The organism is Marinobacter sp. (assembly GCF_048266785.1).
Taxonomy (GTDB): domain Bacteria; phylum Pseudomonadota; class Gammaproteobacteria; order Pseudomonadales; family Oleiphilaceae; genus Marinobacter.
The window spans coordinates 414955-435556 of sequence record NZ_JBLWYX010000001.1 but is presented as its reverse complement, the minus strand read 5'-3'; the positions used below and the strand labels follow the sequence as shown (position 1 = coordinate 435556).

Sequence of the window (20602 nt, the reverse complement as noted above, 5' to 3'; positions counted from 1 at the left end):
CTCCGGTGTTGGTTCAGGTGTTGGTTCAGGTTTCGGCTTCGGCTTCGGTGCGGGTCTGGTTTCCTGCACGGGTTCGGGGCTGGCGTCTTCTGCGGGAGCCGGAGCGGGTTTGCCTGCAAGCGAGATTTTGATAGCCGGTGCTGTATTGACGGCCGCATTGCCAAGCTGATTTATCTCGAGGGGCTTCTCTGGCGCTGCGGCCATGATGATGCCAGCGCTCAGTATGACAGCGATAACCAGCAACCCCAGGCGGGCGGCCCTTCCTGTGTCCCTCACGTTTCAGGCTCCGTCAGCAGCAGAATTTCCTCATAGCCACCCTGCTCCAGCATTCGGAAAAGCGTTTCAAGGTCAGCCATGGAAAGGGTACTGGCAGCAGCAATTTTCAGTGGGTTCTTTGCGTCGGGCTCCGGCAGCCTCTGAAGCAGGGCCTGCGCGTTTAGTGTTTCTCCATCTATGCGCCAGTTCCCCTGACCATCAACCAGCAGATCGGCATGGGGTGACTGTTGTTCAGCGCTCGCTGGTGTAGTCGGCAGATCGGGCAAGGGGGTGTCTGCTAGCTGGCCTGCCACAATGAAAAACATCAGTAGCAGAAAAACCAGGTTAATGAGCGGCAAAAGTGCGTCTTCAACCCGTTCCATTAAAGACTTGCCGGAGGTCGAAGGCGGTGGAACCAGTTCGGTCATGGCGATTCTTCAGTCGCGCGTTTCCAGTGGGTCTGGATGCCATTTTGAGACAGTTCACCAAGGGCAGCTGTGAACTGGCTTAGCTGAGTTTCCGGGGTGGTCGTGAGATTTACCTCGGAAATACCGGCTCGGCGAAGCTCGGCCAGCAATTGGCCGATTGGAAGTGTGAGCTCCTGCCACTTCACATCGCCTTGTTGCGAGACGATCAGCAGCGGCAGTGGTTCGCCCTTTGTGGTGCTGCGCCCGTCGGTGTTGTTGGCTAGCTCCAGATAGTCTACCGGCAGAAGCCGGCTGGTAAGCATAAAGAACACGAGCAGAATGAACACCACATCAATCAACGGTGTTATGCGGATCGGTATTGGCCGGCTGGGCCTGGGTTCAACCAGTTGCATGAGCGAAACGCTGCCTGTCGCCAGTCCTTGATTCCTGTGCGGCTTCCGGCTCCGCACAGGGCTGGCGCGCAGTCGCCTGGATTGGCGCTTCACTCTCGTGCCCACTGACTTGTTCCTGTTGGCCAGTAAAGGCTTCAGGCGTCACGCTGAGAACAGAAACCAGGGTGCTGTTGATAATTTTATGGATACGCCGCAGCCGGAATTCGATCCAGGCAGCCAGAGCAGCGAATGGAATAGCGACCACAAGGCCGGCTGCAGTTGTGGTCAGGGCTTCATAAATGCCGCCGCTTAATTGCGAGGCATTGGCGCGGCCTTCTGTTGCGGCCATGGCGCTGAAGGCCTCCATCATTCCCAGAACGGTTCCCAGTAAGCCAAGCAAAGGCGCAAGGGCAGCGATAACTTCAATGATTTTCAGGGGTGCTTCAAAAGGTTCTAACGCTTGCTGTGCATCCCTCGCTGACATCTCGCGAACCTGCCGATTATCCTGATTGTTCTGCTGCGCCTCAATGGTATTGATCACCAGGTTCAGCAGGGGGTTCAGTTTCGCCCATCGGTTAGCCTGCAGACGAATCGCTTGCGGGTGCACGCCAGAAGGGTTCTGTTGCCAAAGCGTAATAAGGCTTTTAAGTTTTCTGGATAACCTGGGCGCGTAGAGCGTACCCACAAGTACCAGGTAGGTAAACGTGACAAGGCCCAGAACTGCCATAACAAGCAGTACCATCATTACTGGGCCGCCCATGGCTAGCAGCTGATTGAGAGGGCCGTCTGCCATTGCGGAATCGAAGGGTGCCAGAGAACTACTCATGTCAGGGATCACTTTTTCTGAAGCTTCATGATAATGATAAAGATTATCATTCGATTTGCAAGGTCTGTAATCCTACCGGCTTCAAGCCTCTGTTAGAATTCATGTCGCTATCAAGAACACTCTTATAAACTCTTTGACTTGAAACCGGAGGCCCTACTATCCACCCGCTACCCCTGCAAAACGGAGTAACTCTGCTGTGTTGATTAGCCGTTGGCTGGGCAGCCTGGTTAACCGGGCGGTTCTGATGGTAGTGGGTGTTATTGTTCTGACAGCGCTACTGGTTGCACTTGCGGGTTCGCTTCTCAGCCGGTCGGAGCTCGAGCAACAGGCGGCAAACCAGGTCGCCACCATTGCGCAACTGGTTGCCGGCGAGCTGGACGACAAACTGTCAGAGCGCCTGGAAGCACTCAGCCATGTCGCGCAAGGGTTAACTATGAGCCAGACGGTTTTCGAGGTGCGAGCGAAAGTACTGATGCGCCGCCAGACGGCGTTACAGCGCCTGTTCGATGGTCTTTATCTGATCGATGCGCAAGGCAAGGTGATCGCCGAGTACCCGGAGGCCCTGAACATAATCGGGACGGATGTCAGCAGCCGCTCATATTTCCGTCAGGCCTCCGGGCAGCTGACCCCGGGTATTAGTGAGCCCTACCGCTCGCACGATGAAGGAAAGCCCGCAGTGATGTTGGCTGCACCTGTATTCGACCATAAACAGCGTTTTATCGGCATGCTCGGTGGTGCGATTTCGCTGGCAGATGGGCACCTGATTGAAGAGTTCTCTGGCATCCGCATTGGTAAAACCGGTTACCTCACCATCGTTAGCCGCAGTGGAACTGTTCTTGCCAATGGTCGCACCGGGGAGGTTTTTCAGCCGGTAAAAAGTGCCAACCCTATGCTCCGAAACGCGATGGATGGTTTTGAAGGTACCGCCAAGACACTCAGTGCTGAAGGCGAGAACATTATTCTGTCGGTACAACAGTTGGTTGAGGTGCCCTGGTTTGTAGCCGCTGTCTGGCCCGCCGGTGAAGCTTATGCGCCTGTCACTCGTATCACGGATGCGTTTCTCTGGGTTTTGCTGGCGGTGATCCTGCTGGTTGTTCCGGTTTCCATGTGGCGCTTCCGCCGCTTGATGGCGCCTTTGGGTGAGCTTGGGTTACAGGTGCATGAACGCCACCTGGGTGTGCGAAATAAACCTGTGAGGGTTTCTGGAGGTATGGAAATCAGCCAGGTAGTTGAAATATTCAATATGGTGATGGATGAGCGTGACGACGTTCTAAGCTCCCTGGCCGAGCGCGAGGCGTTTTTCCGATCACTCACGCGGGGCGCGCCTATCGGTATTGTGCAGGCCGATGTTCTTGGCCGCATCGAGTTTGTGAATCCGGTGTTTGAAAATATCATAGGCCTGGAGCTGGCTGAGCTAAGCGGTACGCATTTGTTCGATTATGTCTCGGGTGATGATCGCGATTCTGCGGTGAAAGGCTGGCAGCAAGCCCTGAAAAAACAAGAGGTATTCCGTGATCGTTTCCGGCTGCAAGGGCCGAACGCCGGCCCCCCGGTTTGGTGTCAGGTAATGACGGCGACCCTTGAAACCCCGGAAAAGGTCATGGGCACCATCACGGTTGTGCGGGATATTTCCCACGAACTGGAGGTAGAGAAAGATCTGCGGGACGAGCAGCTAAGAGCGAAAAATATACTCAGCGTGATGCAGGATGGCGTGCTGATGGCGGATACGGGGGGTGTGATTCGTTACGCCAATCACGCGGCTGGCCGTTTCTTGGGCGCCGGCGGGGAATACCTTGGTAAAAACGTGTTTGAGCTGCTCGGAATTAATCACGCGGATCAGGCGCTCACCCATGAGTGGTTTCTTGACCATGACGATCTCGACAGCCTTTACGTGACCCTCCGCAATTGCAGCGGTGATGTTTTCGATGTGGATCTCAGCATGATTCATATTCGCCAGGGGCGGCAGAACGAACGGCTGGTGTTCGTGCTCCGGGACGACACCGAACGCAGGCGTGAAGAAGAGCGGTTGTCCTGGGAAGCAACTCACGACAGCCTGACGCAACTGCTGAACCGCCGTGCCTTTACAGTGGCGCTGAACAAATGTCTCAGTGACGCGGCGCGCCAGGATGCAAGCTCAGTGTTGATGCTCATCGATCTCGATCATTTCAAGCCGGTGAATGATGAAGGCGGGCACCTGCTCGGTGATGAGCTGCTCCTGCGCCTTGCCGATTTGTTCAAAGAGTCGGTGCGTCAGTCTGACACCGTCGCGCGGCTGGGCGGCGACGAGTTCGGCATTATTCTCCCCGCTTGCGGTTTGGCCAGAGCAAAGGCCCTTGCTGAACGTATTCGTGCCGGTGTTGACGCGCTCGAAATCGAACACGAAGGCCGCATGTTCGGAGTCACGGCCAGTATCGGTATGACCGAACTGCTTCCCGCAGATCGTGAGCCCAAAGATGTGGTCGCCCGGGCAGATGAAGGCACCTATCTTGCCAAGGCAAAAGGCCGGAACCGGGTTGTCGTTGTGCCCGTACCGGAACCAGAGCCGAAGCAATAGCCAGGGGCGCTCAGGTCCACCAGTCAGCCGCCAGGCTGGCCTGCCACATCAAGCGCAAAGCAAGGATGGTCAGAACCAGATTGAGCGCTTTGCTGAACCGGCGATTATTGAGCGAGTTCAGAAGCCGCAAGCCTATCCAGGTGCCCGCAAAACCGCAGGCAACCATGGCCAGGATAAACGGCAACCAGTGTGCAAACACAAACCCCGTCACACCAAAAACCAGGGCTTTGGGGGCATGCTGCAGGACCATTGCGGTGGCAAAGGTTGCGACTGTGCGAAACCTGTCCACATGAATCTGTTTTACAAACGCCGCCACCAGGGGGCCGGTAGCGCCCACAAAGAGACTGACAAAGCTGGTTATTGTGGCGGCGATAAAAACACCAACCGGGCCGAACGCGCTTTTTGGCAGAGCAGGGCCCCAGCACAGGTAGAGCACGAATACCGCAATGGTCAGTTGCCATAGATAGGCGGGCAGGCTCACCAGCAACCAGGCACCCGCCGCTGCGCCTGCGATAACGCCGGGCGCAAAAGCCGCAATAGTCCGCCAGTCGATATGCTTCCACGTCAGTATTGCCCGGCCACCGTTGGAGCCCAGTTGAATCATGCCGTGCACGGGGATAATTGCGGCTGCAGGCATCCAGGTGGCCATCAGAATCAGTAGCAGAACACCCCCGCCGGCGCCCAGGCTGGCGGTAATCATTGACGTAACAACGGAACTCGCCAGCAGGAAAAGTGCCACTGACAAGCTCAGGCTCTCTGGGAGCAGTGCTATTTCCACGCGCAGAATGCCTCGGGCTTTAGCTGTGGCGTTCGGCACAAGGCTTCGGTTGCCAGTTGTACATCGGCCACATAATACAGGGAGGCCAGCCCAAGCCTGTCCCGGCCCAGGTTGTGAAACACCATGCCAAACGCGATGTCGCCTGCAGTAAAACGCTCGTGATTGGGTGCAAAGTATGCCGCTGGTTTTGCCAGAGTCTCGTCATCCAGAAGCGCCTGCACACGGCCTGCGCCACCGTGGTAGGCCTGAACCAGCAACAGCACAAACAGTTTATTGCGTTTGCTTTCCGGAAGGTGGCCGAAACGTTTGTCAAAGGCCGGCTGCAGGTTGCGGGCGTTCTGGTGCATCAGGCGTAATGCACAGTCGATCTGCGCCAGCCGGTGCCAATAGTTCTGTGGTTTTATCTGGCAGTCTTTCAGTGCGGAAGGTGAAAGCTGGAGAATACCTTTTGCGTCCGCTCGAGAGTGAGCTCTTGCCTGTCCACCGCTTTCAATCAGGATTTGGCCGGCCAGATACCTGGGCAAAACCTCTGGCAGTGCAAAGCGATTTTGCTCGCTCCGGCGCTGAACGATGTACATGAGCGCATCGTGGAGAGATCCTGGTTTTTCAGAGGTTGCGAACGAGAGGTCGTCCCAGGCCCCCCATACGCGATCTCTGGCTCGGGCGCCCATATAGCGGCCAACGGCGAGGTCCAGATCTACATGGGGTTGGTCACAGGCCAAGGCAAACGGGTAGCCTTTGGTACCTTTGTCGCCGGCAACCCAGTCCTCGGTGAGCCCCTTTTCGTGCAGCGACTGGCGGGTATTGTTAAGGCGCTTTTGGGTTGTTTCGCGGTCAGCGCCGTTACTGATCCAGCCCAAAAACTGCCCGCGTATGTCGAACAGAATGTGACGCTCAGGGCTTGAGCAATAGCCTGTTTCTTTGAGCACCCAGCGCCGGATGGTGAGGATATTCTGGTACACGCCCTGGCTGACCCAGTAGGGTGAGCCCCGCACAATAGCGGTCCAGCCCGGGGTGTCAGCACTATCATCGCCGACCAGATCTTCTTCGGCCAGGGCAGATGCTTGCGCCAGCGTGGTCAGGATGAAAATCAGAACAAGCTGACGTAAGCTTGCGAATCTTGAGTTCATAAACGATGTGTCCGTGGCATTCCGGGCACCACAATAACAAATGGACGCCGCTATGAAGCAATCTGAATATCTTTGTTATGACGCCACCGCGCTGGCGGATCTGATACGCCGTGGCGAAGTGACCTCCCGGGAAGTATGCGAGGCTGCCGTGGAACGGGCAACCTCTGTGAACGGTTCCCTTAATGCAATTTGCTTTCCCCAGTTTTCCGCAGCGCTGGCGCAGGACTTCCCACCGCAAGGTGTGCTCGCCGGTGTGCCTTTGCTGCTCAAGGATCTGTCTCAGGAGCAGGCCGGCGTGCCCTGCACCTATGGCAGCCGTGGCTTTAAAAACAACATTGCACCGCAGGATTCCGAGTTTGTACGCCGTGCCCGTGAGGGTGGGCTGGTCTTTCTGGGGCGAACAGCCACACCGGAGTTTGGCCTCAAGGCAATCACGGAATCCGAGCTGTGGGGGCCGTCGCGTAACCCCTGGAACACCAGCCTCACGCCCGGCGGTTCAAGCGGGGGCTCCGCTGCCGCAACCGCAGCCGGTATTGTACCTATGGCCGGCGCCAACGATGGTGGCGGTTCAATCCGTATCCCTGCCGCCTACAATGGCTTGTTTGGTCTCAAACCATCGCGCGGACGAATTTCCAGCGGGCCTACGATGGGCGAGTCCTGGACCGGTGCTTCATCAGATCATGTGGTCACCCGCACGGTGCGCGACAGTGCTGCCATGCTGGATGTGCTCAGTGGCGCGGCCTCAGGTGACCCGTTTGTCATTCCACCCCCCGGCACTGCCTACGCCGACCTCATGCAGAAATCGTCTGGCAGCCTGAAAATCGGCGTGTTTACCTCATCTCCTTACGACACTGAGGTGGCTCCCGAGTGCGTTGCTGCGGCTGAGGAAACGGCGCGTATTCTGGAAAATCTGGGGCACAAGGTTGAGTATGCCCGCCCGGAATTTGATGGCATGGCGCTGGCGCGCTGCTATCTGGGCCTTTATTTTGGTGAAGTGTCCGCCATGATGGCGAAAGCCAAGGAACAGTTTGGCGCGACCGACAGCGATTTTGAGCTGGATACCCGCCTGATTGGCATGCTGGGTAACACCATGCCGCTGTCAGACTATGTGCTTCGGCGCCAGCAATGGAATGAGTTTGCCCGGGCGCTGGGCGTTTTTTTCGGCCGGTATGACCTTTACCTCTGCCCCACCACCGGCCAGTTGCCGGCCCGTATCGGTGAGCTGGAGACGCCGGCACACCTGAAGCTGGCGGCAAAACTGATGTTGATGCTCAAAGCCGGCAGATTGGTGCATCGCAGTGGCCAGGTGGATCAGATGGCGATGGAAAGTCTCGCCCGAACGCCGTTCACCCAGCTTGCCAACCTCACGGGAACACCGGCCATGTCGGTGCCCCTGCACTGGACGGCTGAGGGGTTGCCGGTTGGCGTGCAACTGGGCGCACCGCACGGTGGTGAGGAGGTATTGCTGCAACTGGCGGCACAGCTTGAAGAAGCGGCGCCCTGGTTTGGATATTATGAACGGCTCGACAATGCCTTTTCGGCTGCGTGCGGATGAAAGGTTGTGATCCGTTGGCCCGAAGCCTACGTTTATCTTTGTAGGCTTTACAGGCTATGCTGTGTATCAGGGAGATCATCTTCCTGAATTACCCTGATGGCATCGAGGAGGCGAGCGCATTATGAACCAACCGATGGCAATCGATGAACTGGTATCCGTAGCACAGGCAGAAGCCATGGGAGAGCTCGACGCTCCGATGATGGCGATTGTTCTGGCCAGCGAACAAAGCTATGACTTGCCCATCAACTCACTTGAAACCGATGCCGACAAGGCACGCTGGGGATTGATTCTCCGCGCTGCCCGCGAGCATGTTGAAGCGGATGCCGTGGCGGTTCTGTACCCCGCCTGGACAACCATTCGCGAGAAAAAGAAAGAAGCTGCAGAAGATGACGGCACCGAAACCTCTGTTGAGGCTTCGCCAGATACGTCAGTAGACAGCCTTGGAGGCTCGTCAAAAGATAACGCCGAGGAAGAGTCAAACGAGCCTATAGACACCTTGTTTGTGCAACTCCATACCCGGGATCATGTGTACTGGCGTGGTTTTGAGCAAATCCGGGATCCGAAGCATCAGCGCATCATCGGCTTTCGCCGAATCAAGGCGTTGTCTACCGATTACCGGCGTGATGAAGAGCCGTCGATTGCATCCTGGCTCAGCGCATTGTTTGATCCCTTGCCGGAGCATGGTGAGGAGTCAGACGTTGATCTTGAGCTGGCTGATCTTCTGGAAGAGCCCGAGGTAAGCGCTGCGTTGTATCCGCGACAGTTGCGGGCGTTGCACTAATCCGGAATTCTGAAATCCTGAGTTGAAAAGCCGGGCTTGGCGCCCGGCTTTTTGGTTTCAAGTGCTTTTCTAAATCGAACCCGCCCTTTCTGCAACCCACATCAGGCTGATGGTGCCTATGCCCATGAGAATCAATGGCACTATAAACCGTTGATATGCTCTGACGTGCGCGAAAGCGTAGAGCAGCGGGAAACCAATGATCAACAGGCCCAGTTGCCCGAATTCCACCCCCAGATTGAAGCCCGCAAGAGCAATGACCAGGTTGGAAACGCCTCCGGTCAGATCGCCCAACACGCTGGCAAAGCCGAAGCCGTGGATCAGCCCGAAGGCGAACGCCAGCTTCCAGGTTTTCCGTCCCAGAAAAGGCCAGACCACATTAAGTGCAGCAACAGCGATGGAAAGCGCGATTACGGTTTCAACCCAGGCGATGGGGAGCCGAACAATATTCAGCGCTGACAAAGCCAAAGTGATGGAGTGTGCCACTGTAAAGGCGGTCACAATGCCCGCCAACTGCAGCAACCGCGATTTGAATGAGCGGGTTGGGGCCCGATTGCTCTGTCGGCGGCTGATCAGAGTAGCCGGCAATACCAGCACCAGCAGAAAAAGCATGTGATCAAGCCCGATCAGCAAATGGACAATGCCTTCATAAAGAAACGTTCCGAAGGTGCTCCACGCCCCCATCGCACCCCCGGAGAGATCCACAACCGGCTTTTCGGGTGAGAGCACTGTGAGAGAGCGGGTCTCTCCCGATGTGATCTGTACCAGCCCCCTGTGCAGGCTGTCCTGATCGAACAGCAAGGTGTATTCAATCTGTTCCAGAAGCTCGCCGTTGGGGCAGTCGACCCGATATTGGGTGGCAAGATAGGGGCCATCGCTGTGGGAACTTAGCCCCCAGGCCTGTCCACTGAGTGTGCAAGCACTTTGCTCGCCGGTCAGAGTAATCGCGTTTTCAACAGCTTGCGTGGCGAGAGGTCGCTGGGCGCGTAACTCCTGGCCCGTGATTCTCTGGTCGCCATTGGTATCCAGAGGAACCAACAGTGCGAGATCCCGCAAGGCTATGTCGATTCGTACCTCGGAGGCGTCCATATCCACGTAGAGAAAGCTGTCGCTGGCCTTGTGGGCAAGGACTGTGCTCGCGAAAGCCGCCATGATCAGCACTGCCAGAAGCGATTTTACAGACATCACGACCCCTCCGGATAGCGGGCATCAGATTGATTCTGCTGCTTGAGCCAGCCACGTACCTGGCTCAATGCGGTGTTGTCTTGCGCAGCAATCGCAGCCCGAAGCGCCAAGCGGGTATCCAGAGGTTCACGTTGTGTGTCCCAGTTGGCCATGGCGTGCTGCAGGGCGTCCTTGGGCCGCTGTTCGATATCCAGTTCGAATCGGGACAAGTCGCGCTGGTGCAGCATGGAGCCGCGCCACAGGGCCTCTTCAAACCGTTCTCGTAAGCGGGACGCCAGCTTGGGCGCGTCGGGATGGTTCAGGCGATGTAAGGCGACAGCGCGGATGACAGCCAGATTATCCACGGCTTCATAGCCTTCGGTTGCTACCAGAGCTTGCTTGGGTTTTTCATTCTGCAGGTACCAGTCGGCGAGTTGCGCCCGGGTGTACAAGTCGTCCGGGTCCTGGCTCAGCACTCGTTGCCAGTGCTCTGCGGCCGAACCCCGGTCAAGCTGTGCAGCGATATCTCCCAGCGTACCCTGGGCCCATAGATAGCCCTGAATGGATACGTTGCTCAAGGAGCGGGTGGCGGCGGTCAGTTCGTCATAAGCGGCTTTGGCGGAGCCGGTACGAGCGGCCACCTGGGCGTGGCAACTAGAGGCAATCAGGCCGGGGTACTCTGCTGTCAGTTGCTCACACAGAGGCCGTGCCCGATCATAATGTCCCTGAACCATCTCGATGTTGGCCAGGGTCAGCAATGCCTGAGTTCTCTGTGCCGGTGCATCAGAGCGGTCGAGAACGGCCTTTAAATCCTGCCTTGCTGCGTCGAACCTGTGCAGGCTCTGCGCCAGGGTTGCTCGCAGTACCAGTAATTGATCGGTCAGGCCCTGACTGACCTGCTGATTGAACAAGCGCTCGGCATAGCCCAGAAAACGGGGGTCGCCGCTGCGCCTTGCCTCGGAGATCAACCGTTGAATCTCCCGTGCCATGGCTTCCGGTGAGGACGGGGCGCCATCACTGGCTGGTGCAGATGCCGGCAGCGTTACCAGCACCGCGTCGTCATCAAAATCACTTTGAATTGGACTCGGAGCCGCCGTAACGGCTGAAGAGCACAGCACGCCGAGCAAACCAAGCCCAATCCAAAAAGCCCCCCCGCACCGAAGCGCAGGGAGAGAAAAGACCGGATGCAAAGACATTTGGGCCCGGTGTGGGACTGTTCTATCTGAGTAGATCATCGAAAGCCCGTGGGTCATCCTGGTCATTGAAGCTGAATGTGACGGCATTGATTTTCCTGGGCTCCCGATTGGGGTCCGGGTTATCAAATTCGCCTTTCACGAAGGTTCCGAAATCCACCGACATCGCGGGCGGCTGGCTCTGGCTACTGTTGTTGCTGCTGGAACCGTCGAAGCACCCCGTCAGTGCCAGCGCCATGAGGCCCATTCCGGCAAACTGTGTGGTCAGTTTCATCATTCGTTCCTCATGAATTAGGTGAGCCGGCCAGCGGAGTCGCCAGGTACGGGAACACCGCCTGTAATTCGGTCGGATCGAGCTGAACGCCATCGGTAAACGGGGTGTTCCTGTTTGGCGCGTCGCTGGTCAAGGCACCCATGACGACTCTCAAGGCCGAATCGACCACGTCATCGACGGGGCGACGACCGTTCGGGAATCCGGCGTTGTCGCCACCCAAAACACCCAGGTCGTTTTGCATGGCCACAGGAGTAGCCGCAATGGCCGGGTTCAGGCGCAGCATCTCGGAGCCTTGCACGCCAACAGGCATATTTACATCCGGTACACCGGTCAGGAAGGCGGTTACCAGATCGGTGCGCGGGAAGTTATCCGGCGCCACAGCACCTGCGCCACCGAACAGTATTTCCAGCAGTTCCGGCAGGGTCGGATGGGTTAAGTAGGTGGCAAACTGGCTGTCGTTCATGGGCTCGCTGGCGTTGAACAGGTTTTTGTCTTTGAGGCCTATGACCACTTCATTCACCAGCGGCATGCCCAGGCGCGATACCTGGGTCCAGGCGCCGCCCTCTACCGTGGCACCTTTACCGCCTGCGGTTGGCTCGGGGTTGATGACTCTCGCCTGGCGCACACTGGCGGTGGTCCAGGCTCCGATGACTGGCTGGTCCAAGCCGGTAACGGCCGTACCGGTCAGACATTCGGTGGGCACTTCCAGGGCAAACGAGGTCACGTTCTTGTCCGCCAGGTCACCTGCACCCTCGCCGTCCCGTGCACCGAGCGGGTTGGTGTTGACCAGATCGAAAATCTCGCCGAGGTTCACTGCAAAGGCTTCCTTGCGTTGGCCCACAAACACCTGGCCGTTGGTAGCGCAGCCCGGAATGCCAATCTGAAAGATGTGCTGGCTTGCGTAGGTTTGGTAATCGGCAAACGATTTGCCGCCGATGTTGTCCAGAGGTTTGTCAAATGTGCTGGTGCCGTCGGTGATATTGGTTGCCGCCTCGACGGTGCCTGTGCGGCGGTCGCCACGAATCACAGAAACCGTGTATTCCTGGCTGAGCTGAACATTGGCGTCGTTGGTGGCATCGCCAATGTTTTTAAGAGGAACAGAGACCATTCGCTGGTCGCCAGCGGGGCCGACCGGTAACTGGATGTCGTTCAGAGTGTTGGAGAACTGGAAGCGGAACGTAAGGTTTTCCTGTGCATTACCGCTGTTGTCGATGTGGATTTCGTATACCGCGTCTTCATCCAGATCGAAATAGTTGGGGCCGCCATACGCATCCTGCAGAGGCAGGTAATTCGCGATCAGTGTGACAAAATCGTCGCGGCCGGTCTCGTAACTGCGAAAGATGTAAAAGTCGGTTCCGTCGACTTTGGGTACTTCGGTGATAAAGGGGGCTTCGCGATGGCTGGACGCGGTTGCTGAGCCGGCACTGATACAGAGACCGGCAACGGCAATGGCGAGGCCGGAGCGTTTCAGAAAAGTATTCATTCCGTTTTCCTCTTCTATTGTTGGAATTGCAGAAGAGTTAACGGAGCGGGTGCCGGAAAAGATGCAGTTACTATCAAGTTTTTTATCAGGGTGCGCTTGTAGGGTACTCTTGGGGGGTAACCTTCAGGATCAACAACCATGTTTAATCGCGCCCAGTGGTTATCCGATGCCATTGCCCGTATTGATGCGGATTTCAATCGTTCATCGGACACGCACCTGATCAAGCTGGACCTGCCGGGGCTGCGCCATATCGATATCTATCTCAAGGATGAATCAACCCATCCCACGGGCAGTCTGAAGCACCGGTTGGCACGCTCGCTTTTTCTGTTCGGGCTTTGTAACGGCTGGATCACGCAGAGCACGCCGATTATTGAGGCCTCCAGCGGTTCCACAGCGGTGTCTGAGGCGTATTTTGCCAAGCTCCTGGGCTTACGGTTTATCGCGGTCATGCCCAGAACGACTTCGACCCAAAAGATCGCCAAGATCGAATTTTATGGCGGTGAGTGCCATCTGGTTGATAACGGCAGCGAGATCTACACCGAATCGCAGCGGCTGGCCCATGAGCTGGGCGGTCACTATATGGACCAGTTCACTTACGCCGAGAGGGCGACGGACTGGCGGGGCAACAATAATATTGCCGAAAGCATTTTTGAGCAGTTGCGACGCGAGCCCTACCCCATACCCCGCTGGATTGTTGTCAGCGCCGGCACGGGCGGCACCTCTTCCACCATCGGGCGCTATATTCGCTATGGCGGGCATCTTGCCCGGGGCTGTGAACTTTGCGTAGCAGACCCTGAAAACTCGGTTTTCTATGAGGCCTTTGCCAGCGGACGGTCTGATATTACCGGTCAGTGCGGCTCACGCATTGAGGGCATCGGCCGCCCAAGGGTGGAGCCTTCCTTCAACCCTTCGGTGATCGACCGCATGGTGCGCGTGCCCGATGCAGCCAGTTTCGCCGCGCTGCGCTACCTGGAGCGTCACTTGGGGAGGCGCTGTGGCGGATCTACCGGTACCAATCTGATCGCCACACTGAGCCTGGCCAGCGAGATGCAAAAAGCCGGCGAAAAAGGCTCGGTTGTCACGCTTCTATGTGACGGTGGCGATCGTTACATCGACACCTACTTTAATCCCTCGTGGGTTGCCAATCAGGGTCTGGATTTAACGGAATGGGAGGATGCACTGGATAACTTCGACTATAGCGGCGTATTTGAGCCGGGTTTGGCAAGCACGTCCACAAGCTAATCGGCGAGAGCGTTGGCTGAACAGCTCATCTTGCCGACCTTTGTGCATCCTTATGGGGATGCCGCCCGTAGTATTGGAGAAGACTCTGAAAACAAGACAAGGGAAAGCACAGATGGTGGCCAGCAACTCTGAACAGGATGAACTTATGGGGCTGTTAATTGCAGTCTCCCGTGAGGACCGGCAGGCCTTTCAGCAGCTTTATGAAAAAATTTCCGGCCGCATGTTCGGACTTTGCCTGAAACTGGGGAGCCAGCAGGAGCTCGCGGAAGAAGCGCTGCAGGACGCGTTCATACAGATATGGCATCGCGCAGCAGAATACCATAGCGACCGTGGTGCCCCCCTGAGCTGGATGATGACCATTGCCCGATATCGCACGCTTGATCTGATGAGGTCCAGAAAGGCAAAACAAACGTCTGGTGACCGTCATCTGGAGCATGTGGAGGATCAGCGCGAAGGCCCGCTGGATGTCTCGCTTCGCAGCGCGGGCGCGGCGGAGCTGACCGGCTGCTTTGATGAACTATCCGATGTGCAGCGTGACAGTATTCTTTTGTCCTATTACCGGGGCTTTACCCACGATGAAGTCTCGGAGGCTTTGAGCTCTCCCATTGGAACCGTTAAGAGTTGGATTCGCCGCGGACTGATGGTTTTGAAGAGGTGCCTGGAGCGATGAAAAAGACACCTGAACGCATTGAACGGCTTGCCGCTGAATATGTTCTCGGCTCCCTTCATGGCCCTGCCCGAAAACGCTTTGAGAGCTGGATGATGGAATCCGCAAAAGTCCGGGAAGAGGTCTGGTTTTGGGAGAGAAAGCTTGGCCGGCTACCTGGTGAGGTGCCCGAAGTCATGCCGCCGCCTTCCGTATGGAGCTCTATCGAGCGTCGTTTATGGCCGGTTGAGAGTCTGGTAGAGAGCCCGGCTGGCAACGCCCAATCCCGTGCCAACCAGCGCTGGTTCTGGCCCAGTTGGAGCATTTTGGCGACGGCAGCCGCCCTTGTTATGGCGGTTGTATTGATGCAGCCAGCGCCTCAGAGTTCCCGGGCACAATTTTCCGGCGCGATTGTTCAAGCCGATACCAAGGATCCGCTCTGGCTGGTGAGTGAGACCGGGCAAGGCAACCTGCTGAAATTGCGTTCTGTCGCCGCCAGTGCCGCCGAAGCCGGCAAGGATTACGAGCTGTGGATAGTGCCGGAGAATGGCCCGCCCCTGTCGTTGGGCGTCATTCCGGTCGGAGGCCTGCACCAGGTCACCCTGACAGACACGGCCAGGCAAGCGTTGTCAAAAAGCCGCACCCTTGCTATCAGCCTGGAACCCGTCGGAGGTTCGCCAACTGGCAAACCGACCGGGCCGATTCTGCACGTGGCCCAGCTGTATGAGCTTTAGTGGTGATTTGTGGGTTCGGGTTTGGCTGGTGAATAGGCTATAATGGCCGGCTTTAATGCTGCACCCACAAGGCGCTGATCGTGATTGTATTTGACCAGGTACAGAAGTCGTATCAGGTGGACGGCCGGGCGATCCCCGCGCTGCACCCAACCGATATGACCATTGAAACCGGCGAGGTGTTCGGTATTGTCGGGCATTCCGGGGCGGGGAAATCGACCTTGGTGCGCCTTATCAACCTGCTGGAACCTCCGACCGGCGGTAATATTCTGATTGATGGCGAGAATATCACCCGTTACAACGCCACTGAGCTGCGCGCCTTTCGTCGTAAAGTCGGGATGATCTTCCAGCACTTCAACCTGCTGTCCTCAAAAACCGTTTCGGATAATATTGCTTTCCCCATGAAGCTGGCGGGCATCTATTCCAAGGCGGAAATCCGGGATCGGGTGCGGGAGCTGCTGGCTCGCGTCAGCCTCATGGATCACGCCACCAAATACCCTTCCCAGCTTTCCGGCGGTCAGAAGCAACGTGTGGGTATTGCCCGGGCGCTGGCTTGCAGACCAACGATATTGCTGTGCGACGAAGCCACCAGCGCACTGGACCCGCAAACAACACAGTCAGTGCTGCGCTTGCTGGCGGAAATCAATAGGGAACTTGGCCTCACTATCGTACTCATCACCCACGAAATGGACGTGGTGCGCAGGGTGTGTGACCGGGTTGCAGTGATGGACGGTGGCCGCGTGGTGGAGATGGGCGCCGTGAGTGATGTCTTCCTGCATCCGAAACACCCCACCACCCGGGATTTCGTGTTTGAAAGTGAAAGCATCGACAGCCAGGAGCGTCAGGAAGATCTGCAAAAGGCGAATGGCCGTATTCTGCGCCTGACGTTTAAGGGCGAATCCACGTACCAGCCTTTACTGGGCAGCGTGGCGCGTGCCTCTGGCGTGGATTTCAGCATTCTCTCGGGCCGAATCGACCACATCAAGGACACGCCCTACGGCCAGTTGACGCTGTCTTTGGTAGGCGGTGATCTGGCGGTTGCCATGAACGCACTGGAAGCGGCGGATGTTCACGTGGAGGTGTTGCGCTGATGGAAGCTTTACTGAGTAACGTGGACTGGCCAGAGATCGGCATAGCGAGCTGGGACACCCTGATAATGGTGGGCATGTCGCTGCTGTTCAGTGTGTTGGCCGGCCTGCCCATTGGTGTGTTGCTGTTCCTGACCGGCAAACGACAGTTACTGGAGCAGCCGGTTGCCTACGCGGTGCTGTCGTTTGTCGTGAACGTGCTGCGTTCGGTGCCGTTTATCATTCTGTTGATCGTGATGATCCCGTTCACCGTAATGCTGATCGGCACCTCTCTGGGCGTGGCAGGTGCCATTCCCCCGTTGGTGGCAGGTGGTGCGCCGTTCTTTGCCCGGCTGGTGGAAACATCCTTGCGGGAAGTTGACCGGGGTATCATTGAGGCAACCCAGGCCATGGGCGCCAACGTGCGCCAGATCATTCTCGGCGCCTTGCTGCCGGAGGCGCTTCCGGGCATCATCGCCGGCATTACGGTTACAGCAATTACGCTGGTGTCCTATGCTGCCATGTCTGGCGTTATCGGTGGTGGCGGTCTGGGTGATCTGGCCATTCGTTTTGGCTACCAGCGGTTTCAGACCGATGTGATGGTGATTACCGTCGCCCTTTTGGTGATCTTCGTACAAGTGTTGCAGATGCTCGGCGATCGTCTGGTTCTGTATTTTAGCCGTAAGTAGTTTTTTGAACCTTGAGTCGGCCTGCGATGGCACCGCCCTTCCGAAAAACGCCCGTAAATACGTCCCTGTAGGGCTCGGTCGCGCCATCCCTGGCGCTCCACGTTTTCGGAAGGGCTGTGCCATCGCAGGCTCCAGAGTTGCGAGAAACCCTCACTTTAATGCAAGTAAAAATAGTCCCGTTTATTGACAGGAGAGTGTGTTTATGAACTTCAAAAAAGCCTTTGTAGCCCTGGCTGCCGCATCTGTTTTTTCTGCGGCGGTATCCGCTGAGAAGCTATCCGTAGCCGCAACGCCGGTACCCCACGCTGAACTGCTGGAATTCGTGAAGCCGAAGCTTGCGGAACAGGGTGTAGAACTGGATGTGAAGGTGTTCACCGACTATATCCAGCCGAATATTCAGGTAGATCAGAAGCGCATGGACGCCAACTTCTTTCAGCACCAGCCGTACCTGGATGAGTTCAATGACGGCCGTGGCACCAACCTCGTGACCGTTACCGGTATTCACGTCGAGCCGTTTGGCGCCTACTCAAACAAGATCAAGTCTCTGGATGAGTTGAAAAAAGGTGCAGTTGTCGCGATTCCGAACGACCCCACCAACGGTGGCCGGGCGTTGTTGTTGCTGCAGAAAGCCGGACTGATTACATTGAAAGAAGGCAGCAAGATCACCGCAACGCCGCGTGATATTGCAGATAACCCGAAAGATCTCGATTTCAAGGAACTGGAAGCTGCAACGCTGCCACGAATTCTTGGCCAGGTGGATGTTGCACTGATCAACACCAACTACGCGCTGGAAGCCGGCCTGAACCCGTCAGAAGATGCGTTGATCATTGAGGGTTCCGAGTCCCCGTATGTGAACATTCTGGTTGCGCGCCCTGATAACAAAGACAGCGACGCCATGCAGAAGCTCGCAGCGGCGCTGAAATCTGATGAGGTTCGTGACTTCATCAAGGAAAAGTATAAGGGTGCGGTGGTTCCGGCGTTCTGATCAGAGCGCAAACCATAAAAAAGCCGGGCAGCTTGCGCTGCCCGCCTTTTTTGCTCCAGGAGTTGGCACTGATAATCAGTCGCCGCTCCAGTTGGTTGTGGGGTCTGGTGTCATCCGCAGGTAAGATTTGACCTTCTTGTAGCCTTTCGGGAAGCGTCTTTTGATTTCTTCCTCATCTTGCAGAGACGGAACAATGACCACGTCGCCACCACGTTCCCAGTTGCCCGGGGTGGCGACTTTGTGTTCGTCGGTCATCTGCAGGGAATCAATCACCCGCAGAACTTCATTGAAGTTACGACCGGTGCTGGCCGGGTAAGTGATCATCAGGCGAACTTTTTTGTTCGGATCGATCACGAACAGCGAACGCACTGTAAGCGTGCTGTCGGCATTGGGGTGAATCATGTCATACAGCTCGGCAACTTTGCCGTCATGGTCTGCGATAATCGGAAAATTCACCGCGCAGCCCTGGGTTTCGTTGATATCTTTGATCCACTCGTGGTGGGAATCGACGGGGTCAACACTCAGTGCAATGGCTTTCACGTTTCGCTGTGCAAACTCGTCTTTGAGTTTAGCTGTCAGGCCAAGCTCTGTGGTGCACACCGGAGTAAAGTCTGCCGGGTGAGAGAACAGCACCCCCCAGCCATTACCTAACCATTCGTGGAATGAAATCTTGCCTTCACTGGAATCCTGTTCGAAATCTGGTGCGGTATCGCCTAGACGTAAGCTCATGCTCGCTCTCCTTTGATGCTGCTTATGATAGCGCGGTTCGAGATGCCGGCAGGCATGCCTGCCGGATCCATTTATTGAGTGTATACGAGAATCGTTGGTGCCGGATGACGGTATTGCAAGAGTCAGTTGACCCACCTCATCTTGCATTGCCGCATTTGCCAGCCGCTACAATGACAGTCGTATCAGAGCCCTGTTAAAGACCCGCAGCCCTTTCTTTTTCGAAATACTCTTTGGTGAGCTTGAACACTACCGGGCTGAGCAACAGAAGGGCGATCAGGTTGGGCAGTGCCATCATGGCGTTCAGCGTGTCGGCTATCAGCCAGATCAGACCCAGGTTTACGGTTGCACCAACGGGAATGGCAAGAACCCAGGCAATCCGGTACGGCACTATCGCCTTCACTCCGAACAGAAATTCGACGCTACGCTCACCGTAGAACGACCAGCCAAGCAGCGTGGTAAAGGCAAAAACCGCAAGAGAAATGGCCACGATATAATCACCAACCCCCGGAAGTGCCTGATCGAAGGCCATGGAAGTGAGCGAGGCGCCGGATTCGCCGGATGTCCACGCGCCAGAGGTGATGATCACCAGGCCGGTGATCGAACATATGATAATGGTGTCGAAAAACGTTCCCAGCATGGCCACCATGCCCTGACGGACCGGGTCTTTGGTTTGCGCCGCGGCATGAGCGATGGGCGCCGAGCCCAGACCGGCCTCATTGGAAAAGATACCCCGTGCAACACCAAACCGGATAGCTGCCCAGACTGCGGCACCGGCAAATCCGCCTTCTGCGGCTGTCGGGCTGAAAGCATGCTCGAAGATCATGGAAAAGGCGGCAGGAATCTCTGCGTAATTAATGGACAGAACAACCAGGCCTGCGACCAGATACGACAGCGCCATAAAGGGAACAAGAGCACTGGCTACCCGCCCGATACGCTTGATACCGCCAATCAGTACCATGCCAACCAGCACCATCAGAATAATGCCGCTGATCCAATGCGGCAGGCCGAAGGTCGTTTCCATTACATCTGCAACCGAGTTGGCCTGCACCGTATTGCCAATACCGAAGCCGGCTATTGCCGCAAAGATGGCGAACAACACGCCCATCCAGGCCCATTTTTTGCCAAGGCCGTTGCGAATGTAATACATGGGCCCACCCACATGGGCGCCACGCTCATCTACCTCGCGGAAACGCACGGCAAGGACGGCTTCCGAGTACTTTGTGGCCATGCCCACCAGAGCGGTCAGCCACATCCAGAACAGGGCGCCTGGCCCCCCGAGGAAAACAGCGGTCGCAACGCCTGCAATATTGCCTGTTCCGACGGTTGCAGACAGGGCGGTCATGAGCGCCTGGAACGGTGGGATTTCACCGTCTGCCTCCGCGCCTCCGGCGCTGCGGCCACTCCACAATAGACGGAAACCAGCGCCAATTTTGAGTATGGGCATCAGCTTCAGGCCGAGGCTCAGGAACAGCCCGGCACCAAGAATGAGTATGAGCATGGGTGGTCCCCAGACCAGCCCATTGATTGCACCAAAAATGTTTGAGATGGCTTCCATGGGGTTCCCCTTGTTTTGTGCCATGATGTGATTTTACCCGTGAGGGTATAACCGACTGAGTTTAGTCAGTTATTGCCATGTGTAAACTGGAAAGAGGTGAAAGTTGGAGGATTTAGTGTCTATTGCCTATGTTTAAAGGACAGGATTCGCGCCCGGCTGGTGCAGTCGG

Annotated in this window: 20 protein-coding genes and 1 pseudogene; 9 read left to right on the top strand and 12 right to left on the bottom strand. The window is 56.7% G+C overall.

The genetic code is table 11. The annotated features are described in order from the left end of the window. The 4 genes and pseudogenes from ACN0V1_RS02040 to ACN0V1_RS02025 form a co-directional block, all read right to left on the bottom strand. Positions 1-276: pseudogene (locus ACN0V1_RS02040) on the bottom strand (energy transducer TonB); the annotation flags it as partial. Further along, positions 273-683 (bottom strand): ExbD/TolR family protein, encoded by a 411-nt coding sequence (locus ACN0V1_RS02035; protein ID WP_417543383.1) that lies wholly within the window; start codon positions 681-683, stop codon positions 273-275. The pseudogene ACN0V1_RS02040 and the gene ACN0V1_RS02035, both read right to left, overlap by 4 nt. After that, a complete protein-coding gene (locus tag ACN0V1_RS02030) occupies positions 680-1075 on the bottom strand; it encodes an ExbD/TolR family protein (RefSeq protein ID WP_417543382.1) in 396 nt (131 codons plus the stop codon). Before ACN0V1_RS02030 ends, ACN0V1_RS02035 begins: the two co-directional genes overlap by 4 nt. Continuing rightward, positions 1062-1880 carry a MotA/TolQ/ExbB proton channel family protein gene (locus tag ACN0V1_RS02025; protein WP_417543381.1) on the bottom strand — a complete coding sequence of 273 codons (819 nt, stop codon included), beginning with the start codon at positions 1878-1880 and terminating at the stop codon, positions 1062-1064. The genes ACN0V1_RS02030 and ACN0V1_RS02025 overlap by 14 nt, the downstream gene beginning before the upstream one ends. A 196-nt stretch (positions 1881-2076) precedes the next feature. Here ACN0V1_RS02025 and ACN0V1_RS02020 point away from each other — a divergent pair, with 196 nt between their 5' ends. Further along, a complete protein-coding gene (locus tag ACN0V1_RS02020; protein WP_417543380.1) occupies positions 2077-4434 on the top strand; it encodes a GGDEF domain-containing protein in 2358 nt (785 codons plus the stop codon). A gap of 10 nt (positions 4435-4444) precedes the next feature. On the opposite strand, the gene ACN0V1_RS02015 is transcribed toward ACN0V1_RS02020, so the two are convergent. After that, a complete protein-coding gene (locus ACN0V1_RS02015; RefSeq protein WP_417543379.1) occupies positions 4445-5212 on the bottom strand; it encodes a sulfite exporter TauE/SafE family protein in 768 nt (255 codons plus the stop codon). Then, positions 5203-6342 carry a transglycosylase SLT domain-containing protein gene (locus tag ACN0V1_RS02010; RefSeq protein ID WP_417543378.1) on the bottom strand — a complete coding sequence of 380 codons (1140 nt, stop codon included), beginning with the start codon at positions 6340-6342 and terminating at the stop codon, positions 5203-5205. Before ACN0V1_RS02010 ends, ACN0V1_RS02015 begins: the two co-directional genes overlap by 10 nt. A 52-nt stretch (positions 6343-6394) precedes the next feature. Between ACN0V1_RS02010 and ACN0V1_RS02005 the strand changes: the two genes are divergently transcribed. Next, positions 6395-7897, top strand: coding sequence for an amidase (locus ACN0V1_RS02005; RefSeq protein ID WP_417543377.1), 1503 nt, complete (start codon positions 6395-6397; stop codon positions 7895-7897). Between the two features lie 121 nt (positions 7898-8018). Beyond that, positions 8019-8678 (top strand): hypothetical protein, encoded by a 660-nt coding sequence (locus ACN0V1_RS02000; protein WP_417543376.1) that lies wholly within the window; start codon positions 8019-8021, stop codon positions 8676-8678. A gap of 69 nt (positions 8679-8747) precedes the next feature. Here the strand turns inward: ACN0V1_RS02000 and ACN0V1_RS01995 are convergent, their stop codons facing one another. The 4 genes from ACN0V1_RS01995 to ACN0V1_RS01980 form a co-directional block, all read right to left on the bottom strand. Continuing rightward, positions 8748-9860, bottom strand: a complete 1113-nt coding sequence (locus ACN0V1_RS01995; protein ID WP_417543375.1) for a HupE/UreJ family protein — start codon at positions 9858-9860, stop codon at positions 8748-8750. Further along, on the bottom strand, positions 9860-10891 hold the full coding sequence (locus ACN0V1_RS01990; RefSeq protein ID WP_417543374.1) for a tetratricopeptide repeat protein: 1032 nt from the start codon (positions 10889-10891) through the stop codon (positions 9860-9862). The genes ACN0V1_RS01995 and ACN0V1_RS01990 overlap by 1 nt, the downstream gene beginning before the upstream one ends. A gap of 166 nt (positions 10892-11057) precedes the next feature. After that, positions 11058-11306, bottom strand: coding sequence for a hypothetical protein (locus ACN0V1_RS01985; RefSeq protein ID WP_417543373.1), 249 nt, complete (start codon positions 11304-11306; stop codon positions 11058-11060). A 10-nt stretch (positions 11307-11316) separates the two neighbouring features. Further along, the gene (locus ACN0V1_RS01980) at positions 11317-12789 is read right to left on the bottom strand and encodes a DUF4331 domain-containing protein (RefSeq protein WP_417543372.1); all 1473 of its coding nucleotides are present in this window, start codon (positions 12787-12789) and stop codon (positions 11317-11319) included. A gap of 138 nt (positions 12790-12927) precedes the next feature. Here ACN0V1_RS01980 and ACN0V1_RS01975 point away from each other — a divergent pair, with 138 nt between their 5' ends. The 6 genes from ACN0V1_RS01975 (at position 12928) to ACN0V1_RS01950 (ending at position 18149) form a co-directional block, all read left to right on the top strand. Beyond that, on the top strand, positions 12928-14031 hold the full coding sequence (locus ACN0V1_RS01975) for a PLP-dependent cysteine synthase family protein (RefSeq protein WP_417543371.1): 1104 nt from the start codon (positions 12928-12930) through the stop codon (positions 14029-14031). A gap of 112 nt (positions 14032-14143) precedes the next feature. Next, positions 14144-14701 (top strand): sigma-70 family RNA polymerase sigma factor, encoded by a 558-nt coding sequence (locus ACN0V1_RS01970; protein WP_417543370.1) that lies wholly within the window; start codon positions 14144-14146, stop codon positions 14699-14701. Beyond that, positions 14698-15411 (top strand): anti-sigma factor domain-containing protein, encoded by a 714-nt coding sequence (locus ACN0V1_RS01965; protein WP_417543369.1) that lies wholly within the window; start codon positions 14698-14700, stop codon positions 15409-15411. Before ACN0V1_RS01970 ends, ACN0V1_RS01965 begins: the two co-directional genes overlap by 4 nt. Positions 15412-15491: 80 nt before the next feature. Continuing rightward, positions 15492-16499: a methionine ABC transporter ATP-binding protein gene (locus ACN0V1_RS01960; RefSeq protein ID WP_417543368.1), complete on the top strand. Its 1008-nt coding sequence runs from the start codon at positions 15492-15494 to the stop codon at positions 16497-16499. Further along, positions 16499-17164 (top strand): methionine ABC transporter permease, encoded by a 666-nt coding sequence (locus ACN0V1_RS01955; protein WP_417543367.1) that lies wholly within the window; start codon positions 16499-16501, stop codon positions 17162-17164. Before ACN0V1_RS01960 ends, ACN0V1_RS01955 begins: the two co-directional genes overlap by 1 nt. Before the next feature lie 202 nt (positions 17165-17366). Beyond that, positions 17367-18149, top strand: a complete 783-nt coding sequence (locus ACN0V1_RS01950; RefSeq protein ID WP_417543366.1) for a MetQ/NlpA family ABC transporter substrate-binding protein — start codon at positions 17367-17369, stop codon at positions 18147-18149. A 75-nt stretch (positions 18150-18224) separates the two neighbouring features. Here the strand turns inward: ACN0V1_RS01950 and ACN0V1_RS01945 are convergent, their stop codons facing one another. Together ACN0V1_RS01945 and ACN0V1_RS01940 are read right to left on the bottom strand one after the other, a co-directional pair. Continuing rightward, a complete protein-coding gene (locus ACN0V1_RS01945; RefSeq protein ID WP_417543365.1) occupies positions 18225-18878 on the bottom strand; it encodes a peroxiredoxin in 654 nt (217 codons plus the stop codon). 193 nt (positions 18879-19071) lie between these two features. Then, the gene (locus ACN0V1_RS01940; RefSeq protein WP_417543364.1) at positions 19072-20433 is read right to left on the bottom strand and encodes an alanine/glycine:cation symporter family protein; all 1362 of its coding nucleotides are present in this window, start codon (positions 20431-20433) and stop codon (positions 19072-19074) included. Positions 20434-20602 lie beyond the last annotated feature (169 nt).